This window comes from Actinomadura sp. ATCC 39365, assembly GCF_054392275.1.
In genome coordinates this window covers 7,032,476-7,048,960 of the sequence record NZ_CP184335.1, presented here as the reverse complement: position 1 = coordinate 7,048,960, position 16,485 = coordinate 7,032,476, and the positions used below count along the sequence as shown (strand labels likewise).

Below are 16,485 nucleotides of genomic sequence, written 5' to 3'. Positions count from 1 at the left end.
ATCGTCGATGATACATGGGGAACCTATGGACAGAAATATCTGATGTCGTACATGATTTGTCCATCGGGGCAGGACGCACGGCGCTTCGAGGAGGATGCGTATGCGATGTCCACGACGCCTGGTGTGGTGGGCCGCGATAGCTCTGGTGGTCTCCGCCTGCGGGACCGGCCAGGACGGCAGCGCCGCCAGGACGGCCTGCGGCACGGGGAAGCCCGCCACCGGGACCCCGATCACCGTGGGCGCGATCGTCACCGCCAGCGGCGGCATCGACTTCAGCTCGGCCACCAAGGCGGCCAAGGCGTACTTCGACTGCGTCAACGCCGGCGGCGGCATCGGCGGCCGTCCGGTCGAGTACCTGGTCGAGGACGACGGCCTCAACCCGCAGAAGGCCTCGGCCCTGGCCACCAAGCTCGCCGGCAACCGGGACCTGGTCGCCCTGGTCGGCGGCTCCAGCTTCGTCGCCTGCGGCGTCTCCGGCCCGATCTGGGAGCAGAACGGGCTGTTCGACGTGCTCGCGGTCGGCGTGCCGAGGGCGTGCTTCGAGTCGCCGCGCATCGCCCCGGTCAACGCCGGCCCCAGGGTCAGCGCCGTGGCCGCCGCCCAGTACGCCGTCGAGGTCAAGGGCGCCAGAAGGGTCGCCCAGATCAGCAACCGGGTGCCCGGCGTCGGCGACTGGACCCAGGACGGCGTGCGCGCCTACCTCAGGACCAAGGGCCTGACCTCGGCCGGCGACGTGCTGCACGACCCCGGCGTCAAGGACGCCACCGCCGTGCTGCTGGAGGCCATGCGGGGCCGCCCGGACGCGATCATCCTCCAGGACCCCGCCCCCGACGACGCCGCCATCCTCAAGGCCGCCCAGGCGCAGGGACTCAAGGACAAGGTCACCTTCGTCTGCCTGACGCCCTGCTACGACACCACCTTCCCCGGCCAGGTCGGCAGCTACTGGGAGGGCTTCGTGTCCAACTCCGAGTTCACCATGCTCGACGCCGGCACCCCGGACAACAAGCTCTGGCGCCGCGTCATGGACGAGTACGCCGACGACAAGGCCCCCCGCGACTCCTTCTCCCAGGGCGGCTTCCTGGCCGCCAAGATCTTCGTCGACACCCTGGCCAGGACCGGCGGGACGATCGACCGCGCCTCGGTGAGCCGGGCCCTGTCACAGGTCAAGGGCTTCCGCAGCGACCTGCTCTGCGCCCCCTGGTACTTCGGCCGCGCCGCCCGCCACAACGCCAACCACGACACCCGCTACGTCACGATGAAGGGCGGCGGCTGGTCGAAGATCAAGGACTGCACGCCGACCCAGGACCCCGACCTCGCGCCGATCCTGCGGGAGGAGAAGCAGTTGGGGCTGACCGGCTGATGCTGCCGTTCGTCATCAGCGGGCTCGCCCTCGGCGCCGTCTACGCGCTGTCGGGCGTGGGCATCGTCGTGCTCTACCGCGCCACGGGCGTGCTCAACCTGGCCTACGGCGCGATCGGCGCGATCGGCGCGCTGCTGTCCTGGCAGTTCCTGCAGGACGGCTGGCCGGTCGCCCTCGCGCTGGCGGCCGCGCCGCTGCTGTCGGCGCTGCTGTCCGGCCTGTACGGCGGCCTGGTCGGCCCGCTCGTCGCCGCCCGCGACCCGCTGGTCAAGGCGGTGTGCACGCTCGGCCTCGCGCTCGTGCTGCTCGGCCTGTGCTACTGGACGTGGAGCGACGACCCGCGCACGCTCACCCTGCCGACCGACACGGCCGGGTTCGACGTGGGCGGCGCGCGGGTCACGCTCACCCAGGCGCTCGCGCTGGCGCTGGCCGTGGCGCTGACCGCCGGGACCGCCGTGCTGCTGCGCCGGACCGGCTTCGGCACCGCCATGCGCGCGCTGGCCGACGACCGCGAGATCAGCGCGCTGCTCGGCGTGCCCATCCGGCGGGTCGAGACCGTCACCTGGGCCGCGGGCGGCGCGGTGGCCGGGCTGACCGGGCTGGTGCTCGGCTCGCTGACCCGGCTGGAGGCGGGCACCCTGACCTTCCTGGTGATCGCCTCGCTGGCGGCGGGCGTGGTCGGCCGCTTCCGGTCGCTGCCGGTCACGCTGGCGGCCGGGCTGGCGATCGGGCTGGCCGAGGCCCTGGGCGGGGCGTGGGAGCAGACCGCGCCGTACCGGTCGGTGGCGCCGTTCGCGGTGGCCGTCGCGGCGATCCTGTGGCTGCAGCGCACAGGGGCGCGGGCCAGGCGCGGCGGCACGGTCGAGGTGCGTCCCGCCGAGCCCGCGCCGTCGGCGCGGACCCGGCCGCTGCCGCCCGGCGACGCGCGCTCGGTTCTGCGCGTGGTGCTCGGGCTGGCCGCCGGGGCGGCGGCGCTGGCGGTGCTCGTGCCCCTGGCCGTGGACGGCTACTGGGTGCGGGTGCTCACCTCCGCGGTCATCTTCGTCATCCCCGCCGCGGGCATCGCCCTGCTGTACGCCCGGCTCGGGCTGGTCTCGCTCGGCCAGGTGGCGCTGCTCGGCGTCGGCGGCTGGGTGGCGCTGCGGCTGGCGTTCGCCACCGGGTGGCCGTTCCCGCTGGTCGTGCTGGCGGCCGGGGCGGTCACCTGCCTGGTCGGCATCGTGTACGGGCTGCCCGCGCTGCGCCTGTCCGGCGTGGACCTGGCCCTGGTGACGCTCATGGCCGGCGGGGCGTTCCAGGTGGCGTTCTCGGCGACCGGGTTCCCCGACGGCGGGCCCGGGTTCCTCGGCCGGGTGGCGGGCAGCGGGACGCAGCAGGCCATGCCACGCCCCTCGATGGCGTCCTCCGACGCCGGGTTCTTCCGGTTCGCCGTCCTGTGCGCGGTGCTCGCGCTCGTCCTCGTCGTGCTGCACCAGCGCGGGCGGCCGGGCCGGGCGTGGGCGGCGATCAGGAGCGGCGAGGCCGGCGCGCTGGCTGTCGGCGTGGCCCTGACCAGGTACAAGGTGTGGGCGTTCGCGCTGGCGGCGTTCGTCACCGGGACCGCCGGGGCGCTGCTGGCCGCCAACACCGGGCGGCTGGACCCGATCTCGTTCCGGGCCTCGGACTCGGTGCTGCTGTTCGCCGTCGTCCTGGTCGGCGGCGCGTACGGGCTGACCGGTGTGGTGCTGTCCGGCGTGGTCGGCCAGGTCGTGCCGGCCGCGCTCGACGCCGCCGGGCTCGACGGCAACCTCATGCTCGTCGTCTTCGGCGCGGGCACCGTGCACGCCCTGGTCACCGCGCCGCGCGGCATCGGCGGGCAGCTAGAGGACCTGCGGCGGCCCGCATGAGGCTGGAGATCGAGGACCTGCGGGTGCGCTTCGGCGGCGTGCGCCCATTGGACGGCGTCACCCTGACCTTCGACTCCGGCCTGTGCGGGCTCATCGGGCCCAACGGCGCGGGCAAGACCACCCTGTTCAACGTGCTGTCCGGCTTCGTGCGGCCGGTCTCCGGGCGGGTCACGGCCGGCGGCGCCGACCTGCTGGCGCTCGCGCCGCACCGGCGGGCCAGGTGGGGGCTGCGCCGCACGTTCCAGCAGGAGCAGGTGGTCGCCGAGCTGAGCGCGGCCGGCAACCTGCGCCTGGCCGCCGACCACCTGGGCGGCCCGGACGAGGGCCTGCTCGCCTTCTGCGGCCTGAGCGACCCCGGACGCCCGGCGGGCGAGCTGACGCTGCCGGAACGGCGGCGGCTCGAACTGGCCCGCGCCCTGGTCGGCACGCCCAGGATCGTGCTGCTCGACGAGCCGGCCGCCGGGCTGTCGGAGGCGGAGTCGCGGTCGCTGGCCGAGGTGGTGACGGCCGTGCCGGACAAGTTCGGGGCGCTCGTGGTGCTCATCGAGCACGACGTGGCCCTGGTCGGCGAGGTCTGCGCGACCACGGCCGTGCTGGACTTCGGCCGCCTGGTCGCCGCCGGACCGACCGCGGCGGTGCTGGCCGACGAGCGGGTGCGCGCCGCCTACCTGGGGGAGGCGCCGTGAGCCTGGAGGTGCGCGACCTGCGCGTGCGCAGGGGCGGGCGCGAGGTGCTGCACGACGTGACGCTCGACGTGCCGCCCGGCGAGATCACCGCGCTGCTCGGCGCGAACGGCGCGGGCAAGAGCACGCTCGTGCTCGCCGTGGCCGGGCTGCTGCCGGTCGAGGCGGGCGCGGTCACCGCCGACGGCGACGCGCTGACCGGGCTGCGCCCCGAACGCGTCCGGGCGCTGGGCGTGGCCGCCGTCCCCGAGGGCCACCGGGTGCTGCGCTCGCTGAGCGTGGCCGACAACCTGCGGGTGGCCGGGCCCGACCCCGGACCGGCCCTGGCCGCCTTCCCGGAGCTGGCCGCGCTGCGCGACCGGCGGGCCGGCACGCTGTCCGGCGGCCAGCAGCAGATGCTCGCCCTGGCCCAGGCCGTCACCGGCGGGCCGCGCTACCTGCTGGTGGACGAGCTGTCCTTCGGCCTGGCCCCCGTCGTGGTGTCCAGGCTCGTCCCCGCCCTGGCCGCGCTGGCCGAGGCCGGCGCCGGGGTGCTGCTCATCGAGCAGTACACCCGGCTCGCCCTGGAGCTGGCCACCCGCGTGCACGTGCTGGACCGGGGCCGGGTCGTCCTGCGCGGCACGCCGGACGAGCTGCGCGGCCGGCTGCGTTCGGCCTATCTGGGAGCGGGCGATGGAGACCTTTGACGTCGTCGTGGTCGGCGCGGGCTCGGCGGGCGCCGCGGTGGCCCGCCGGCTGGCCGACGACCAGGCGCTGCGCGTGCTGCTGCTGGAGGCGGGCGGCCCCGACGTCAACCCCGACATTCACGACCCCGGCGGGGTGTTCCGGCTGTGGGGCGGCCCCGAGGACTACGACTACCGGGTGGCGCCGCAGCGACGGCTGGGCGGGCGGCGTCCGCACTGGCCGCGCGGGAAGGTGCTGGGCGGCTCGTCCTCGCTCAACGGCATGATCTTCGTCAGGGGCGCGCCGGCCGACTACGACGCCTGGGGGCCCGGCTGGTCGTACCCCGAGGTGTTGCCGTACTTCAAGCGGCTGGAGGACTTCGACCGCGGGCCCGGCGACTACCACGGCGTCGGCGGCCCCGTACGGGTGATCGCCGACTACGCGCCGCACCAGGTCAACGCGGCGATCGTGGCCGCCGCCGTGGAGCAGGGCATGCCGTTCAACGCCGACTGCAACGGCGAGCGTCCCGACGGCGCCGGGTTCTGCCAGCTCACGATCCGGCACGGCCGCAGGCACAGCACGGCCGACGCCTACCTGCGCCCGCACTGCGACCGGCCCGTCCTGGAGATCCGCACCGGCGCCCGCGCCCGCCGGCTGCTCCTGCGCGGGCGGCGGTGCGTGGGCGTGGAGTACCGCCAGGACGGCCGCCTGCACCAGGTCGGGGCCGCCCGCCAGGTCGTGCTCAGCGCCGGGACCGTCGAGTCGCCGCGCCTGCTCCTGCTGAGCGGCCTCGGCGACGCGGCCGAGCTGCGCCGGCACGGCATCAAGGCGGTGGAGGACCTGCCCGGCGTCGGACGCAACCTGCACGACCACGCGCTCGTCCCGGTGATCGTGGCCGCCCGCCGGCCCGTGCCGCCCGCGATGCCCGGCCTGCAGCCGATGCACAGCCAGCTCTTCTGGCGCAGCCGCCCCGGCCTGCCCGGCCCCGACGTGCAGCCGCTGTTCTTCCACGTCCCCCTGTACGACGAGGGCATGACCGGCCCGCCGGACGCCTTCACGCTCATGGCCGGGATCGTCCGGCCGGAGAGCAGGGGCCACCTGGCGCTGACCTCGGCCGACCCCGACGCCCCGCTGCACATCGACCCCGCCTACCTGGAGGCGGCCGCCGACCGCGCGTGCATGCGCGCGGCCGTCGAGCTGTGCCGGGAGCTGGCCCACGCCGCCGCCCTGCGGGAATGGGCGGGCGCGGAGCTCTACCCCGGTGACCGTGAACTGTCCGAGCACATAGAGAGGACCTTGGTGACCTACCACCATCAGGTCGGGACCTGCGCCATGGGAACCGTCGTGGACCAGCGGCTCAGAGTCCACGGCATCGACGGGCTGCGCGTCGCCGACGCCTCGGTGATGCCCGCCGTCACGTCAGGGAACACGAACGCGCCCGCCATCATGATCGGCGAGCGGTGCGCGGACATGGTGCGAGAGGAGATCGGCTCATGACCGGCCTGTACATCGGCGGCTCCTGGGGCCCGGCCGCGGACGGCGCGACGTTCGCCACGCTGGACCCGGCCGAGGCCACCGTGATCACCGAGTGCGCCGAGGCGGGCCCCGCCGACGTGGACCGCGCGGTGGCGGCGGCCCGGGCCGCGCTGGACGACCCGGCCTGGGCCGAGATGCCCGCCGCCGCCCGCGCGAGGCTGCTGTGGAAAGTGGCCGACCTGGTGGAGGAGCACGCCGACGAGCTGGCCGAGCTGGAGACCAGGGACAACGGCCAGCCGCTGGCGGTGGCGCGGAACGTGACCGTGCCCGGCACCGCCGAACATTTCCGATATTTCGCAGGATGGTGTACGAAAATTGAGGGTTCGGTGTTGCCCATCTCGTACCCCGACACCCTGCACTACACCCGGCGCGAGCCGGTCGGCGTGTGCGCGCTCATCACCCCGTGGAACTTCCCGCTGATGATCGCCGCCTGGAAGCTCGCCCCCGCCCTGGCCTGCGGCAACACGGTGATCGTCAAGCCCGCCGAGCAGACCCCGCTGACCACGGTCCGGCTGGTGGAGCTGATGGCGCTGGCCGGATTCCCGCCCGGCGTGGTCAACCTGCTGACCGGCGGCCCGGAGACCGGCGCGGCGCTGGCCGGGCACGCGGGCGTGGACAAGATCTCCTTCACCGGCTCGACGTCGGTCGGCCGCTCGCTCGTGCACGCCGGCGCGGACAACCTCAAGCGTCTGACGCTGGAGCTCGGCGGCAAGACGCCGAGCATCATCGCGGCCGACGCCGACATCGACGCCGCGGTGGCGGGCAACGTCCAGGGCGCGCTGTTCAACAGCGGCCAGGTCTGCGCCGCGTACTCGCGCTTCTACGTCGACCGCAAGCGCGTCGACGAGTTCACCTCGAAGATGGCCGCCGCGGCCGACGCGCTCAAGGTCGGACCCGGCCTCGACCCGGCCACCGACCTCGGCCCGCTGATCAGCGAGGACCACCTGATGGCCGTGGACGCCCACGTCCGCAGCGCGCTGTACGATGGCGCGCAACTCGTCACCGGCGGCAGGCGCGCCGACGGCCCCGGCTTCTTCTACCGTCCGACCGTGTTCGCCGAGGTGACCGACACCATGGCCGTGGCCCGCGAGGAGGTGTTCGGGCCCGTCATCCCGGTGCTGGCCTACGACGACCCCGACGAGATCATCGGCCGCGCCAACGGACTGGAGTACGGCCTGGCCGCCTCCATCTGGACCAACGACCTGTCGACCGCCCACCGCCTGGCCGCCCGGATCCGGGCGGGAGCCGTGTTCATCAACATGATCCATGTGCCCGACGCCGCCACCACGTGGGGCGGCTACAAGGCCAGCGGGTGGGGGAGGGAGATGGGCCCGTACGCCATCGACGCCTACACCGAGGTCAAGGGCGTCTGGACGCACCTGGGGAGGGTGTGATGGGAGAGCTCGTCCTGGCAGCCAAGATCACGCATGTGCCGTCGATCTGGCTGTCGATCCAGCCGGGCCGGCACTTCGGCATCCGCCGGCCCGCCGAGCTGGCTCTCACCGAGGTCGGCAGGCGGGCGCGGGAGCTGGGGGTGGACACGTACCTGATCGCCGACACCCACTGGATGAACAGCATCGGCTTCCACCTCAACGGCAAGGAGCGCCACCGCGACTCCTACGCCAGCCACGAGCTGCCGCACTTCATCCACGACCTGGACTACGACTACCCGGGCGACCCCGAGCTGGCCGAGCTGATCCGTGCCGAGATCGCCGCCGGCGGGCAGAAGGCGCTCGTGCACACCTACCGCGACCTGGGCCTGGAGTACGCGACGCTGGTGCCGATGCACTTCATGAACGAGGACTCCGCCGTGCGGGTGTTGCCGATCGGCTGCAACATCTACTCCTCGATCGACGAGAACCGGCGCATCGGCGAGGCGCTGCTGCGCGGCATCCAGCAGAGCGACCGCCGGGTCGCCTTCCTGGCCAGCGGCTCGCTCTCGCACGCCTTCCCCTCGAACGAGACCGCCGAGTCGCTGCTCAACGAGGTCAGCAGCCCGCTCAACCGGAAGATCGACATGGCCGTGCTGGACATGTGGGCCGAAGGGCGCATCGGCGAGTTCCTGGACATGTTGCCCGACTACAACGTGCGCTGCGCGGGGGAGGGCGCGATGGCGGACACGGCGATGTTGTTCGGGCTGCTGGGGTGGCGGTCGTACAAGGGGCGGGGTGAGCAGTTGTGCCCGTACTTCGGCTCGACGGGAACCGGGCAGGTGGTCGTGGACTTCCCCGTGCCCGCGTACGATAAGATCTGAAATCATATGTGAAATAGGACAGACGGAGGTTCTGGATGGCGGGGCTGTTCTCCCGGTGGCCCGGCCCTCGCCCCTCCGGCCCCCTGCGCGGACCGGCCGCCCGCGCGGGGGGCCGGGCGCCGCCCGTGCTCGTGGTCGGGCAAGATGAGGGGATGACAGCGGGCGTCCAGCGTATCGTCGAGGTGACCTCGGGGGCGGAGCCGGTGAGGGCTCCGGGCGGTCGCGTCGAAGCGCCGGCGGGCGCGGGCTTCCGCGACGCCATCATGAAGGTCCTGCAGAGGTGATGGTGAGCAGCACGAGAAAACCGGCCCAGGCCAAGCGGCCCAAGGGCTCCAAGGCCGAGATCAGCTACGACCTGCTGCGGGCCCGCATCCTCGACGGCACGTACGGCCCCGGCTACCGGCTGGTCATGGACCAGCTCGCCCGGGAGACCGGCGTCAGCACGATCCCGCTGCGCGAGGCCGTGCGCAGGCTGCAGTCCGACGGGCTGGTCGAGGTCGTGCGCAACATCGGCGCCCGGGTCGCCGTCTTCGACTCGGTGCAGGTCGAGCACACCCTCAACGTGCTGGCCCGGCTGGAGGGCTACGCCACGGCCATCTGCGCGCCGCACATGGACGCGGCCAAGATCCAGGAGTCGCGCGAGATCAACGAGCGGATGAAGGAGGCGCTGGAGGAGTTCGACCCCACCTCCTTCACCGCGCTCAACCGCGAGTTCCACTTCTCGCTCTACCGCCACTGCCCCGACGAGCACCTCAACGCCCTGCTGGAGTCGGAGTGGGCGCGGCTCGACCACATGCGCCGCTCCAGCTTCACGTACGTGCCGGGGCGGGCGCGCAAGTCGGTGGAGGAGCACGACCACCTGCTGAGCCTGATCGAGGGCGACGCCGAGGCCGAGGTGATCGAGCGGGCGGCCCGCAACCACAAGATCGCCACCGCGGACGCCCTGCACACCGCCCAGGTCTCCCGGCAGCACTGACCTCCGGGAGGCGGCCCCGACGTCCCGCGGCGGGGCTCGGGGCTTCGGGGCAGGGCGGGGCTTCGGGTCAGGGCTCCAGGCTGAAGAGCGTCCATTCCTCGCCCCGGGCCAGCCCCGCCAGCTCGCGTCCGCACTCCCGCAGCGCCTGCGGGCCCGAGGTGATGTGCTGGGCGCCGGCGTGCGCGTCCCGGAACAGGCGCTGGAGCAGGCCGTCGCGCAGCGCCGTCGTGCCGCCCGAGGCGTAGGCGAACCCGGCCACCTCGGTGAGCGTCGAGGTGGCGTGGTTGAGCGCGAGCCGCACCATCGTCTCCTGGCGGGTGGACAGCGGGCCGCCCGCGTCCAGGGTGCGTTCGGCGTCGTCCCACGTCTCGCGGACCAGGGCGCGCGCCGCCCGCAGGGCCGCCTCGGCGCGGGCGAAGCCGGTGTGGAAGGCGTCGCTGACGGCGAGCTGCCCCGGACGTCCGGCGCGGGCCGCGACGTGCCGGCCCAGCTCGTCCAGCAGGCGGCGGCCGAGGCCGAGCGCCCAGCCGGAGTGGGCGATCAGCGCCTGGTCCAGCAGGCCGAGCCGGTAGATCGCGCCGCCGCGCAGCGGCTCCCGCTGGGCGAACAGGTGCGTGCGCGACTCCGGCACGAAGGCGCCGTCGATGGCGTAGTCGAGGCTGCCGGTGGCGCGCAGGCCCAGGACGTCCCAGTTGCCGAGCAGCTTGGCGTCCTCGACCGGGGTGATGAAGATGCGCTCCTCGCCGGTGCCCTCCACGACGCCCAGGCTGTGCACGTACTGGGCGTGCGGCATGGCCGAGGCGAAGCTCCATCGGCCGGTCAGCCGGAAGCCGCCGTCCTCGCGCACGGCGGTGCCCGGCCGGGTGCCCTGGCCCGCGAACAGCGGCGTGCGGGGGCCGCCGAAGATCTGCTCGACGGCGTCGTCGCCCAGGTAGGCGCCCGCCGTGCCGTTCTCCAGGGTGGTGGCCATGATCACCCAGCCGGTCGAGGCGTCGGCGTAGGTCAGCTCCTCGAACAGGGCGAGCAGCTCCGACGGTGACAGCTCCGAGCCGCCCAGCGGGGCGGGCAGCCAGATGCCGAACAGCCCGGCCTCGTGCAGGGCGGCCACGACGGGCTCGGTCAGCCTGCCCAGCGCCTCGGCCTCGGCCGCCTCGCTCTCGATCAGCGGGCGCAGGTCGCGGGCGCGGTCCAGGTGGGTGGGGCCGGCTGAGTGCAGTCGCGGCTTGTCGCTCATGTCCCGGTGCTCCTGTTCGTGATCGTCGGCGGTCCTCACTCCGTCAGATCACGTCCTCGCCCGGTTGTCCACCCTCCGCCGGGAATCCCGGCCCGCACCCGGATGAGGGGGTGGCTTTGCATGTTCATGCGTTGCAATGCATAATCTTCTTCTATGTCCAAGGTTCTCACCTCCCTGCCCACCGGCGAGCGGGTCGGCATCGCCTTCTCCGGCGGTCTCGACACCTCGGTGGCCGTCGCGTGGATGCGCGACAAGGGCGCCGTCCCGTGCACCTACACCGCTGACATCGGCCAGTACGACGAGCCCGACATCGCCTCGGTGCCCAGCCGCGCGCTGGCCTACGGGGCCGAGCTCGCGCGCCTGGTCGACTGCCGCGCCGCGCTGGTCGAGGAGGGCCTGGCCGCGCTCACCTGCGGCGCGTTCCACATCCGCTCGGGCGGCCGGGCCTACTTCAACACCACGCCGCTCGGCCGCGCCGTCACCGGGACCCTGCTGGTGCGGGCCATGCTCGAGGACGAGGTGCAGATCTGGGGCGACGGCTCCACGTTCAAGGGCAACGACATCGAGCGGTTCTACCGCTACGGCCTGCTGGCCAACCCCCACCTGCGCATCTACAAGCCCTGGCTCGACGCCGACTTCGTCTCCGAGCTCGGCGGGCGCAAGGAGATGTCGGAGTGGCTGCTCGCCCACGGGCTGCCCTACCGCGACAGCACCGAGAAGGCGTACTCGACCGACGCCAACATCTGGGGCGCCACCCACGAGGCCAAGACCCTCGAACACCTCGACACCGGCATCGAGACCGTCGAGCCGATCATGGGTGTGCGCTTCTGGGACCCCGAGGTCGAGATCATCACCGAGGACGTCGCCATCGGCTTCGACCAGGGCCGCCCGGTCACGATCAACGGCAAGGAGTTCGGCTCCCCGGTCGACCTGGTCATGGAGGCCAACGCGATCGGCGGCCGGCACGGCCTGGGCATGTCCGACCAGATCGAGAACCGCATCATCGAGGCCAAGAGCCGCGGCATCTACGAGGCCCCCGGCATGGCGCTGCTGCACGCCGCCTACGAGCGCCTGGTCAACGCCATCCACAACGAGGACACCCTGGCCACGTACCACAACGAGGGCCGGCGGCTCGGCCGGCTCATGTACGAGGGCCGCTGGCTCGACCCGCAGGCGCTGATGCTGCGCGAGTCGCTGCAGCGCTGGGTCGGCACGGCGATCACCGGCGAGGTCACCCTGAGGCTGCGCCGCGGCGAGGACTACTCGATCCTCGACACCACCGGCCCGGCCTTCAGCTACCACCCCGACAAGCTGTCGATGGAGCGCACGGAGGACTCCGCGTTCGGTCCGGTCGACCGCATCGGCCAGCTCACCATGCGCAACCTGGACATCGCCGACTCGCGCGCCAAGCTGGAGCAGTACGCCACGCTCGGCATGGTCGGCACCACCCACCCGGCGCTCATCGGCGCCGCCCGGGCGGCCTCGACCGGCCTCATCGGCGCGATGCCGCAGGGCGGCGCGGAGGCCATCGCCTCGCGCGGCGAGGTCTCCGAGGACGACGAGCTGCTCGACCGCGCCGCGATGGAGCTCGGCACCGACTGACCGCGTCCCCGGGCCTCCCGGGCCTCCCGGGCCGCCGCCGGGCCGCCTCTGTGCGGCCCGGGGCGTGGCGCGCGGACGCCACGGGTACGGACCGGAGATGATGATCGACGAGCGGGACGGCGCGGACGTCACGCCCGCCACCGACTGACTGCTCGGCCCGGTGTCCCGCGAGCAGTTCCTGCGGGACCACCAGGGGCGGCGGCATCTCCTGCTGCGCAGGCGGTCACCCGGCCACTACCGCGAGCTGTTCTCGCCGGCCCGCTTCGACGAGCTGCTGTCCGGCTCCGGCCGGCACGCCGGGGCCGTGCGCGTGGTCCGCGACGGCCACGCCGACGGCGGCGCGGCCGGGCTGGAGGACCTCTACGCCCGCTACCGCGACGGCTCGACCCTGATCATGCCCTCGGTGCACGAACGGTGGCCGCCGCTGCGGGAGCTGTGCCGGCGGCTGGCCGGCGAGTTCAGCGCGGAGTGCCGGGTCAACGCCTACCTCACACCGCCGCGGGCGCGCGGCTTCGGCGTCCACCACGACTCCCACGACGTGTTCGTGCTGCAGGTGGCCGGGGCCAAACGCTGGCGGATCCACGAGGACGCCTGCCACGAGCTCGACCTGTGCGAAGGGGACCTGCTCTACCTGCCGCGCGGCCTGCCGCACGAGGCCGCCTCGGCGCAGGGCGCGTCCCTGCACCTGAGCGTCGGCGTCCATCCCCTGACCTGGGCCGACGTGCTGCTGGCCGGGTGCGAGGCGGCCGTCTCCGCCGACCTCGCCTGCCAGGAGCCGCTGCCCTTCGGCTTCGCCCGGACGACCGGCGGCCGGGCCGCCGCACGGGAGCGCATCCGGGAGCTGACCGCCCGCCTGGGAACCGCCCTCACCCCCGAGAGGCTGGCCGACGACGCGGTGGACATGGCGTTGCTCGCCGAGGGCGACCGGCTGGGCGGCCACCTGCTCGACCTCGCGGGCCTGGCCCGCCTCGACGCCGGCACCGCCGTCCGGCGCCGCCCCGGCCTGCGCTGGGAGAGCAGACGGGACGCCGGCACGCTGGTCCTCGCCTTCCACGGCAAACGGCTCAGCCTCCCGGCCCGGCACGAGGCGGCCTTCCAGCGCACGGCGGACGGCGAGCCCTTCACGGCGGCCGGTCTGCCGGGGGAGGACGGCCTTGCCCTGGTACGCCGCCTGGTCGAGGAGGGTTTCCTGACCCTCGCGACGTCAGGCTGACCCGGCGGGCCTGACGTCAGGCTGACCCGGCTGGCCTGCGGAAGACGCAGCGCACCACGTGCCAGTGTTTGGGCTGGTCCCTGGCGTCGGTGCCGTCGTAGCGGTCCTCGCGCAGGACGACCGGCTCCAGCCCGGGGAACAGCGCGCCGGCCTCGGGGGCACGCAGGAACGTGCGCCCCGGCCGCCCCGCCCAGGCGTCCTCCGGACCGAAGAACGTGCAGCACAGCACGCCGCCCGCGACCGGCACGTCACGGACGTCGGCGTGCACGACCCGCAGCCGCGGGTGCCGCCATGCCGCCGCCAGCGCGAGGGTGCAGGGGTCGGTGTCCACGGCCTCGACCGAGAAGCCCAGCTCCAGCAGGAAACGGGTGTCGTTGAGCGGGCCCGCGCCGATGTCCAGCGCCCGCCTGCGCACGCCGCCGAGCACGCCCAGCGCCTCGACGACGAGCGCGTTGGGCCCCCGCCCCGCCCGCAGGGAGGCGTAGGTCACGCCGCCGCTAGCCGCTCAGCTTGAGGATCCGCTGCTCGACCAGCACCTCGGCCAGGGCGACCCGCTCCTCCCCGGTCAGGCCGCCGGGCAGCTCCCGCACGTAGAAGGCGCCGGTGCGGGCCACGAACTCCAGCGCGGGCGAGGCGATCATGTTGGCGCCCACCAGCGGTTCGCCCGACGGGGAGAGCAGCTCGACCTGGTTCCCGTCGCGGCGGGTGGTGAGCAGCCCGGCGCGCTCGTTCACCACGCGGCGGGTCAGCGTGACGGTGCGGTGGTCGTACCAGACGTCGGGGAGCGGGCAGCCGAAGAGCTCCTCGTAGCGGTCGCGGAACTCGGCGAACAGCTCCCCGTCCTCCTCCTCCGTCGCGGCGACGCGCTCCTTGACGAGAGGATGCGCCTCGGGCCCTTGTGCGGCTTTGCTCATGGCGGTACTCCTCGTTCCCGGCGAGCGTGACATCCCGGACCCGGGAGCGGCGGCGCGGCGCGCCGCCGCTTTGTCGAACCCGGGGCCGCGCCGGGCGGGCTCAGCCGAGGTCGGCCTGTGCCGCGCCCTGGGCGTTCGCCTCGGCGAAGACGCCCACCTGCTCGGACGCCGGTGACGGCGGCTGCTCCATGAGCGCCTGGATCGCGGACCTGCGCTTCTCCAGGCCCGCTTCGTCGATGCTGATCCGCCGCCGGTTCCGGCTCTTGTCTTCGGTCATGCTCGGCAACCGTAGTGAGCCGCACGTCAACGCGGGGCAACGGCACCGTCTTGTTTGGGCGCGGCCGCCCCGCCCGGCCGGCGCCGCGACCTGCTCTGTTCCGGTTTTCCGCCATCGAGGTCGGCGGCCGGGCCCCATGGTGGCCCGCCTCCCGGCTGCCTAGCGTTGACCCTCGTGATCAGTCTGAAGGGTTTGACCAAGCGGTACGGCGACCGGACGGCGGTGGACGACCTGTCGCTGGAGCTGAGACCCGGCGCGGTGACCGGGTTCCTCGGGCCCAACGGCGCCGGGAAGTCCACCACGATGCGGCTCGTCCTCGGGCTCGACCGGCCCTCGGCGGGCACGGCGCTCGTCGGCGGCGTGCCGTACCACCGGATCAGGAACCCGCTGCGGACGGTCGGCGCGCTGCTCGACGCGCGGGCGCTGCACCCCGGGCGCAGCGGGCGGGCGCACCTGACCGCGCTGGCCCGCAGCAACGGCATCCCCGTGCGGCGGGTGGCCGAGGTGCTGGAGAGCGTCGGCATGGCCGGCGCGGCGAACCGCCGGGCCGGGGCGCTCTCGCTCGGCATGAGCCAGCGGCTCGGCATCGCCGCCGCGCTGCTCGGCGACCCGCAGGTGCTGCTGTTCGACGAGCCCGTCAACGGGCTCGACCCCGACGGCGTGCGGTGGGTGCGCCGGCTCATGCGGTCGCTGGCCGCCGAGGGCCGCACGGTGTTCGTCTCCAGCCATCTGATGAGCGAGATGCAGCTCACGGCCGACCACCTGGTGGTGATCGGCAAGGGCCGGCTGATCGCCGACGCGCCCCTGGCCGAGGTCATCGGGCGCAGCTCGCTGACGGCCGTGCTGGCCCGCACCCCGCACGCAGGGGAGCTGGCCGGACGCCTGCGTGCCGTCGGGATCGCCGCCGAGCGCGTCGCCGAGAACGAGGTCGTCGCCACCGGCGCGCCCGTCGAGCGGGTGGGCGACCTGGCCTACGAGGCCGGGATCAGGCTGCACGGGCTGCGCACCCGGGAGGCGTCCCTGGAGCAGGCCTATCAGGAGCTGACGGAGAGCAGCGTGGAGTACGGGACGACGGAGGCGGGCGCGTGACGGCGGCGTTGTGGCAGGCGGCACGGGCCGAGTGGGGCAAGTTGTGGTCGGTCCGGTCCACGTGGTGGTGCCTGGCCGGCGCGGCGGCGCTCATGGTGCTGACCGCCGTGGCTCTGGCCGCGGCGGCGGCCACCGACGCGGTGCGCGAGCGGGTGCCCGGCGTGCGGGTGACGGCGAGCGAGTCCGTGGTGTCGGCCACGTCGTTCGTGCAGTTCGCGCTCGTCGCCCTGGCCATGCTGGCGATCACGTCGGAGTACTCCTCGGGCGGCATCAGGGTCACGCTGCAGGCCACGCCGGTGCGCGGGCTCGTGCTGGCCGCCAAGGCGCTGGTGCTGGCGCCGGTGATGTTCGCCGCCGGGGTGCTGTCGGGGGCGCTGGCGACGGCGGCGGTCTACGTGGTGCTGCAGGCCGACGCGTTCGGGGGGCTCGTCGTGCTGCCGTTCGGGGCGGCCGTGCGGGACGTCGCGGGCGCGGGCGCGTTCTTCGCCCTGGTGGCGGTGATGACGCTGGGCGCCGGGGCCGCGATGCGCAGCGCGGCGGGCACGCTGACCGTGGTGTTCATGCTGCTCCTGGGCCTGCCCCTGGTGCTGCTGATGACCGGGAGCCAGGCGGCGCTGGACGCCTCGCTGCGCATGCCGACGTTCGCCGGGCTGGCGTTCATGGACAGCGTGGACAACTTGACCGGCGGGCCCATCCCGTACTCGGCGGGGGAGGGCCTGGCCTGGCTGCTGGCCTGGGCGGCGGCGGCGCTGGCGGCGGGCTACGCCGTGCTGCGCCGCCGCGACGCCTAGACTTCGG

Annotated in this window: 16 protein-coding genes; 12 read left to right on the top strand and 4 right to left on the bottom strand. The window is 73.9% G+C overall.

Going from position 1 to position 16,485, the window contains the following annotated elements; genetic code table 11:
• The first annotated feature begins 100 nt into the window (after positions 1 to 100).
• From ACNF49_RS34445 to ACNF49_RS34410, 8 genes are all read left to right on the top strand, one after another.
• Positions 101 to 1,360: an ABC transporter substrate-binding protein gene (locus tag ACNF49_RS34445; RefSeq protein ID WP_357976953.1), complete on the top strand. Its 1,260-nt coding sequence runs from the start codon at positions 101 to 103 to the stop codon at positions 1,358 to 1,360.
• Entirely contained in the window at positions 1,360 to 3,246 is a 1,887-nt protein-coding gene (locus ACNF49_RS34440; RefSeq protein ID WP_482940170.1) for an ABC transporter permease subunit, read from the top strand. The genes ACNF49_RS34445 and ACNF49_RS34440 overlap by 1 nt, the downstream gene beginning before the upstream one ends.
• Positions 3,243 to 3,932: an ABC transporter ATP-binding protein gene (locus ACNF49_RS34435; RefSeq protein WP_357976946.1), complete on the top strand. Its 690-nt coding sequence runs from the start codon at positions 3,243 to 3,245 to the stop codon at positions 3,930 to 3,932. The genes ACNF49_RS34440 and ACNF49_RS34435 overlap by 4 nt, the downstream gene beginning before the upstream one ends.
• Complete coding sequence (locus tag ACNF49_RS34430) at positions 3,929 to 4,615, top strand: ABC transporter ATP-binding protein (RefSeq protein WP_482940169.1); 687 nt, start codon at positions 3,929 to 3,931, stop codon at positions 4,613 to 4,615. The genes ACNF49_RS34435 and ACNF49_RS34430 overlap by 4 nt, the downstream gene beginning before the upstream one ends.
• On the top strand, positions 4,602 to 6,089 hold the full coding sequence (locus ACNF49_RS34425) for a GMC family oxidoreductase (protein ID WP_482940168.1): 1,488 nt from the start codon (positions 4,602 to 4,604) through the stop codon (positions 6,087 to 6,089). Before ACNF49_RS34430 ends, ACNF49_RS34425 begins: the two co-directional genes overlap by 14 nt.
• Positions 6,086 to 7,522 carry an aldehyde dehydrogenase family protein gene (locus tag ACNF49_RS34420; RefSeq protein WP_482940167.1) on the top strand — a complete coding sequence of 479 codons (1,437 nt, stop codon included), beginning with the start codon at positions 6,086 to 6,088 and terminating at the stop codon, positions 7,520 to 7,522. Before ACNF49_RS34425 ends, ACNF49_RS34420 begins: the two co-directional genes overlap by 4 nt.
• A complete protein-coding gene (gene hpaD, locus ACNF49_RS34415; RefSeq protein WP_357976934.1) occupies positions 7,522 to 8,382 on the top strand; it encodes a 3,4-dihydroxyphenylacetate 2,3-dioxygenase in 861 nt (286 codons plus the stop codon). Before ACNF49_RS34420 ends, hpaD begins: the two co-directional genes overlap by 1 nt.
• A gap of 286 nt (positions 8,383 to 8,668) precedes the next feature.
• Positions 8,669 to 9,358: a GntR family transcriptional regulator gene (locus tag ACNF49_RS34410; protein ID WP_498703276.1), complete on the top strand. Its 690-nt coding sequence runs from the start codon at positions 8,669 to 8,671 to the stop codon at positions 9,356 to 9,358.
• A 67-nt stretch (positions 9,359 to 9,425) separates the two neighbouring features.
• Here ACNF49_RS34410 and ACNF49_RS34405 read toward each other — a convergent pair whose 3' ends face one another.
• Positions 9,426 to 10,592, bottom strand: coding sequence for an acyl-CoA dehydrogenase family protein (locus ACNF49_RS34405; protein WP_357976928.1), 1,167 nt, complete (start codon positions 10,590 to 10,592; stop codon positions 9,426 to 9,428).
• A 153-nt stretch (positions 10,593 to 10,745) separates the two neighbouring features.
• Here ACNF49_RS34405 and argG point away from each other — a divergent pair, with 153 nt between their 5' ends.
• Together argG and ACNF49_RS34395 are read left to right on the top strand one after the other, a co-directional pair.
• Positions 10,746 to 12,194, top strand: a complete 1,449-nt coding sequence (gene argG, locus ACNF49_RS34400) for an argininosuccinate synthase (protein ID WP_482940166.1) — start codon at positions 10,746 to 10,748, stop codon at positions 12,192 to 12,194.
• 160 nt (positions 12,195 to 12,354) lie between these two features.
• The gene (locus ACNF49_RS34395) at positions 12,355 to 13,407 is read left to right on the top strand and encodes a cupin domain-containing protein (protein ID WP_482940165.1); all 1,053 of its coding nucleotides are present in this window, start codon (positions 12,355 to 12,357) and stop codon (positions 13,405 to 13,407) included.
• A gap of 16 nt (positions 13,408 to 13,423) precedes the next feature.
• On the opposite strand, the gene ACNF49_RS34390 is transcribed toward ACNF49_RS34395, so the two are convergent.
• From ACNF49_RS34390 to ACNF49_RS34380, 3 genes are all read right to left on the bottom strand, one after another.
• Positions 13,424 to 13,897: a class I SAM-dependent methyltransferase gene (locus ACNF49_RS34390; RefSeq protein ID WP_482940164.1), complete on the bottom strand. Its 474-nt coding sequence runs from the start codon at positions 13,895 to 13,897 to the stop codon at positions 13,424 to 13,426.
• A gap of 7 nt (positions 13,898 to 13,904) precedes the next feature.
• Positions 13,905 to 14,321: a hypothetical protein gene (locus ACNF49_RS34385; protein ID WP_482940163.1), complete on the bottom strand. Its 417-nt coding sequence runs from the start codon at positions 14,319 to 14,321 to the stop codon at positions 13,905 to 13,907.
• A gap of 100 nt (positions 14,322 to 14,421) precedes the next feature.
• A complete protein-coding gene (locus ACNF49_RS34380) occupies positions 14,422 to 14,598 on the bottom strand; it encodes a hypothetical protein (protein WP_482940162.1) in 177 nt (58 codons plus the stop codon).
• A 174-nt stretch (positions 14,599 to 14,772) separates the two neighbouring features.
• On the opposite strand from ACNF49_RS34380, the gene ACNF49_RS34375 reads away from it, so the two are divergent.
• Positions 14,773 to 15,687, top strand: coding sequence for an ATP-binding cassette domain-containing protein (locus tag ACNF49_RS34375; protein ID WP_482940161.1), 915 nt, complete (start codon positions 14,773 to 14,775; stop codon positions 15,685 to 15,687).
• The gene (locus ACNF49_RS34370) at positions 15,684 to 16,478 is read left to right on the top strand and encodes an ABC transporter permease subunit (protein ID WP_357976908.1); all 795 of its coding nucleotides are present in this window, start codon (positions 15,684 to 15,686) and stop codon (positions 16,476 to 16,478) included. The genes ACNF49_RS34375 and ACNF49_RS34370 overlap by 4 nt, the downstream gene beginning before the upstream one ends.
• Positions 16,479 to 16,485: the final 7 nt, after the last annotated feature.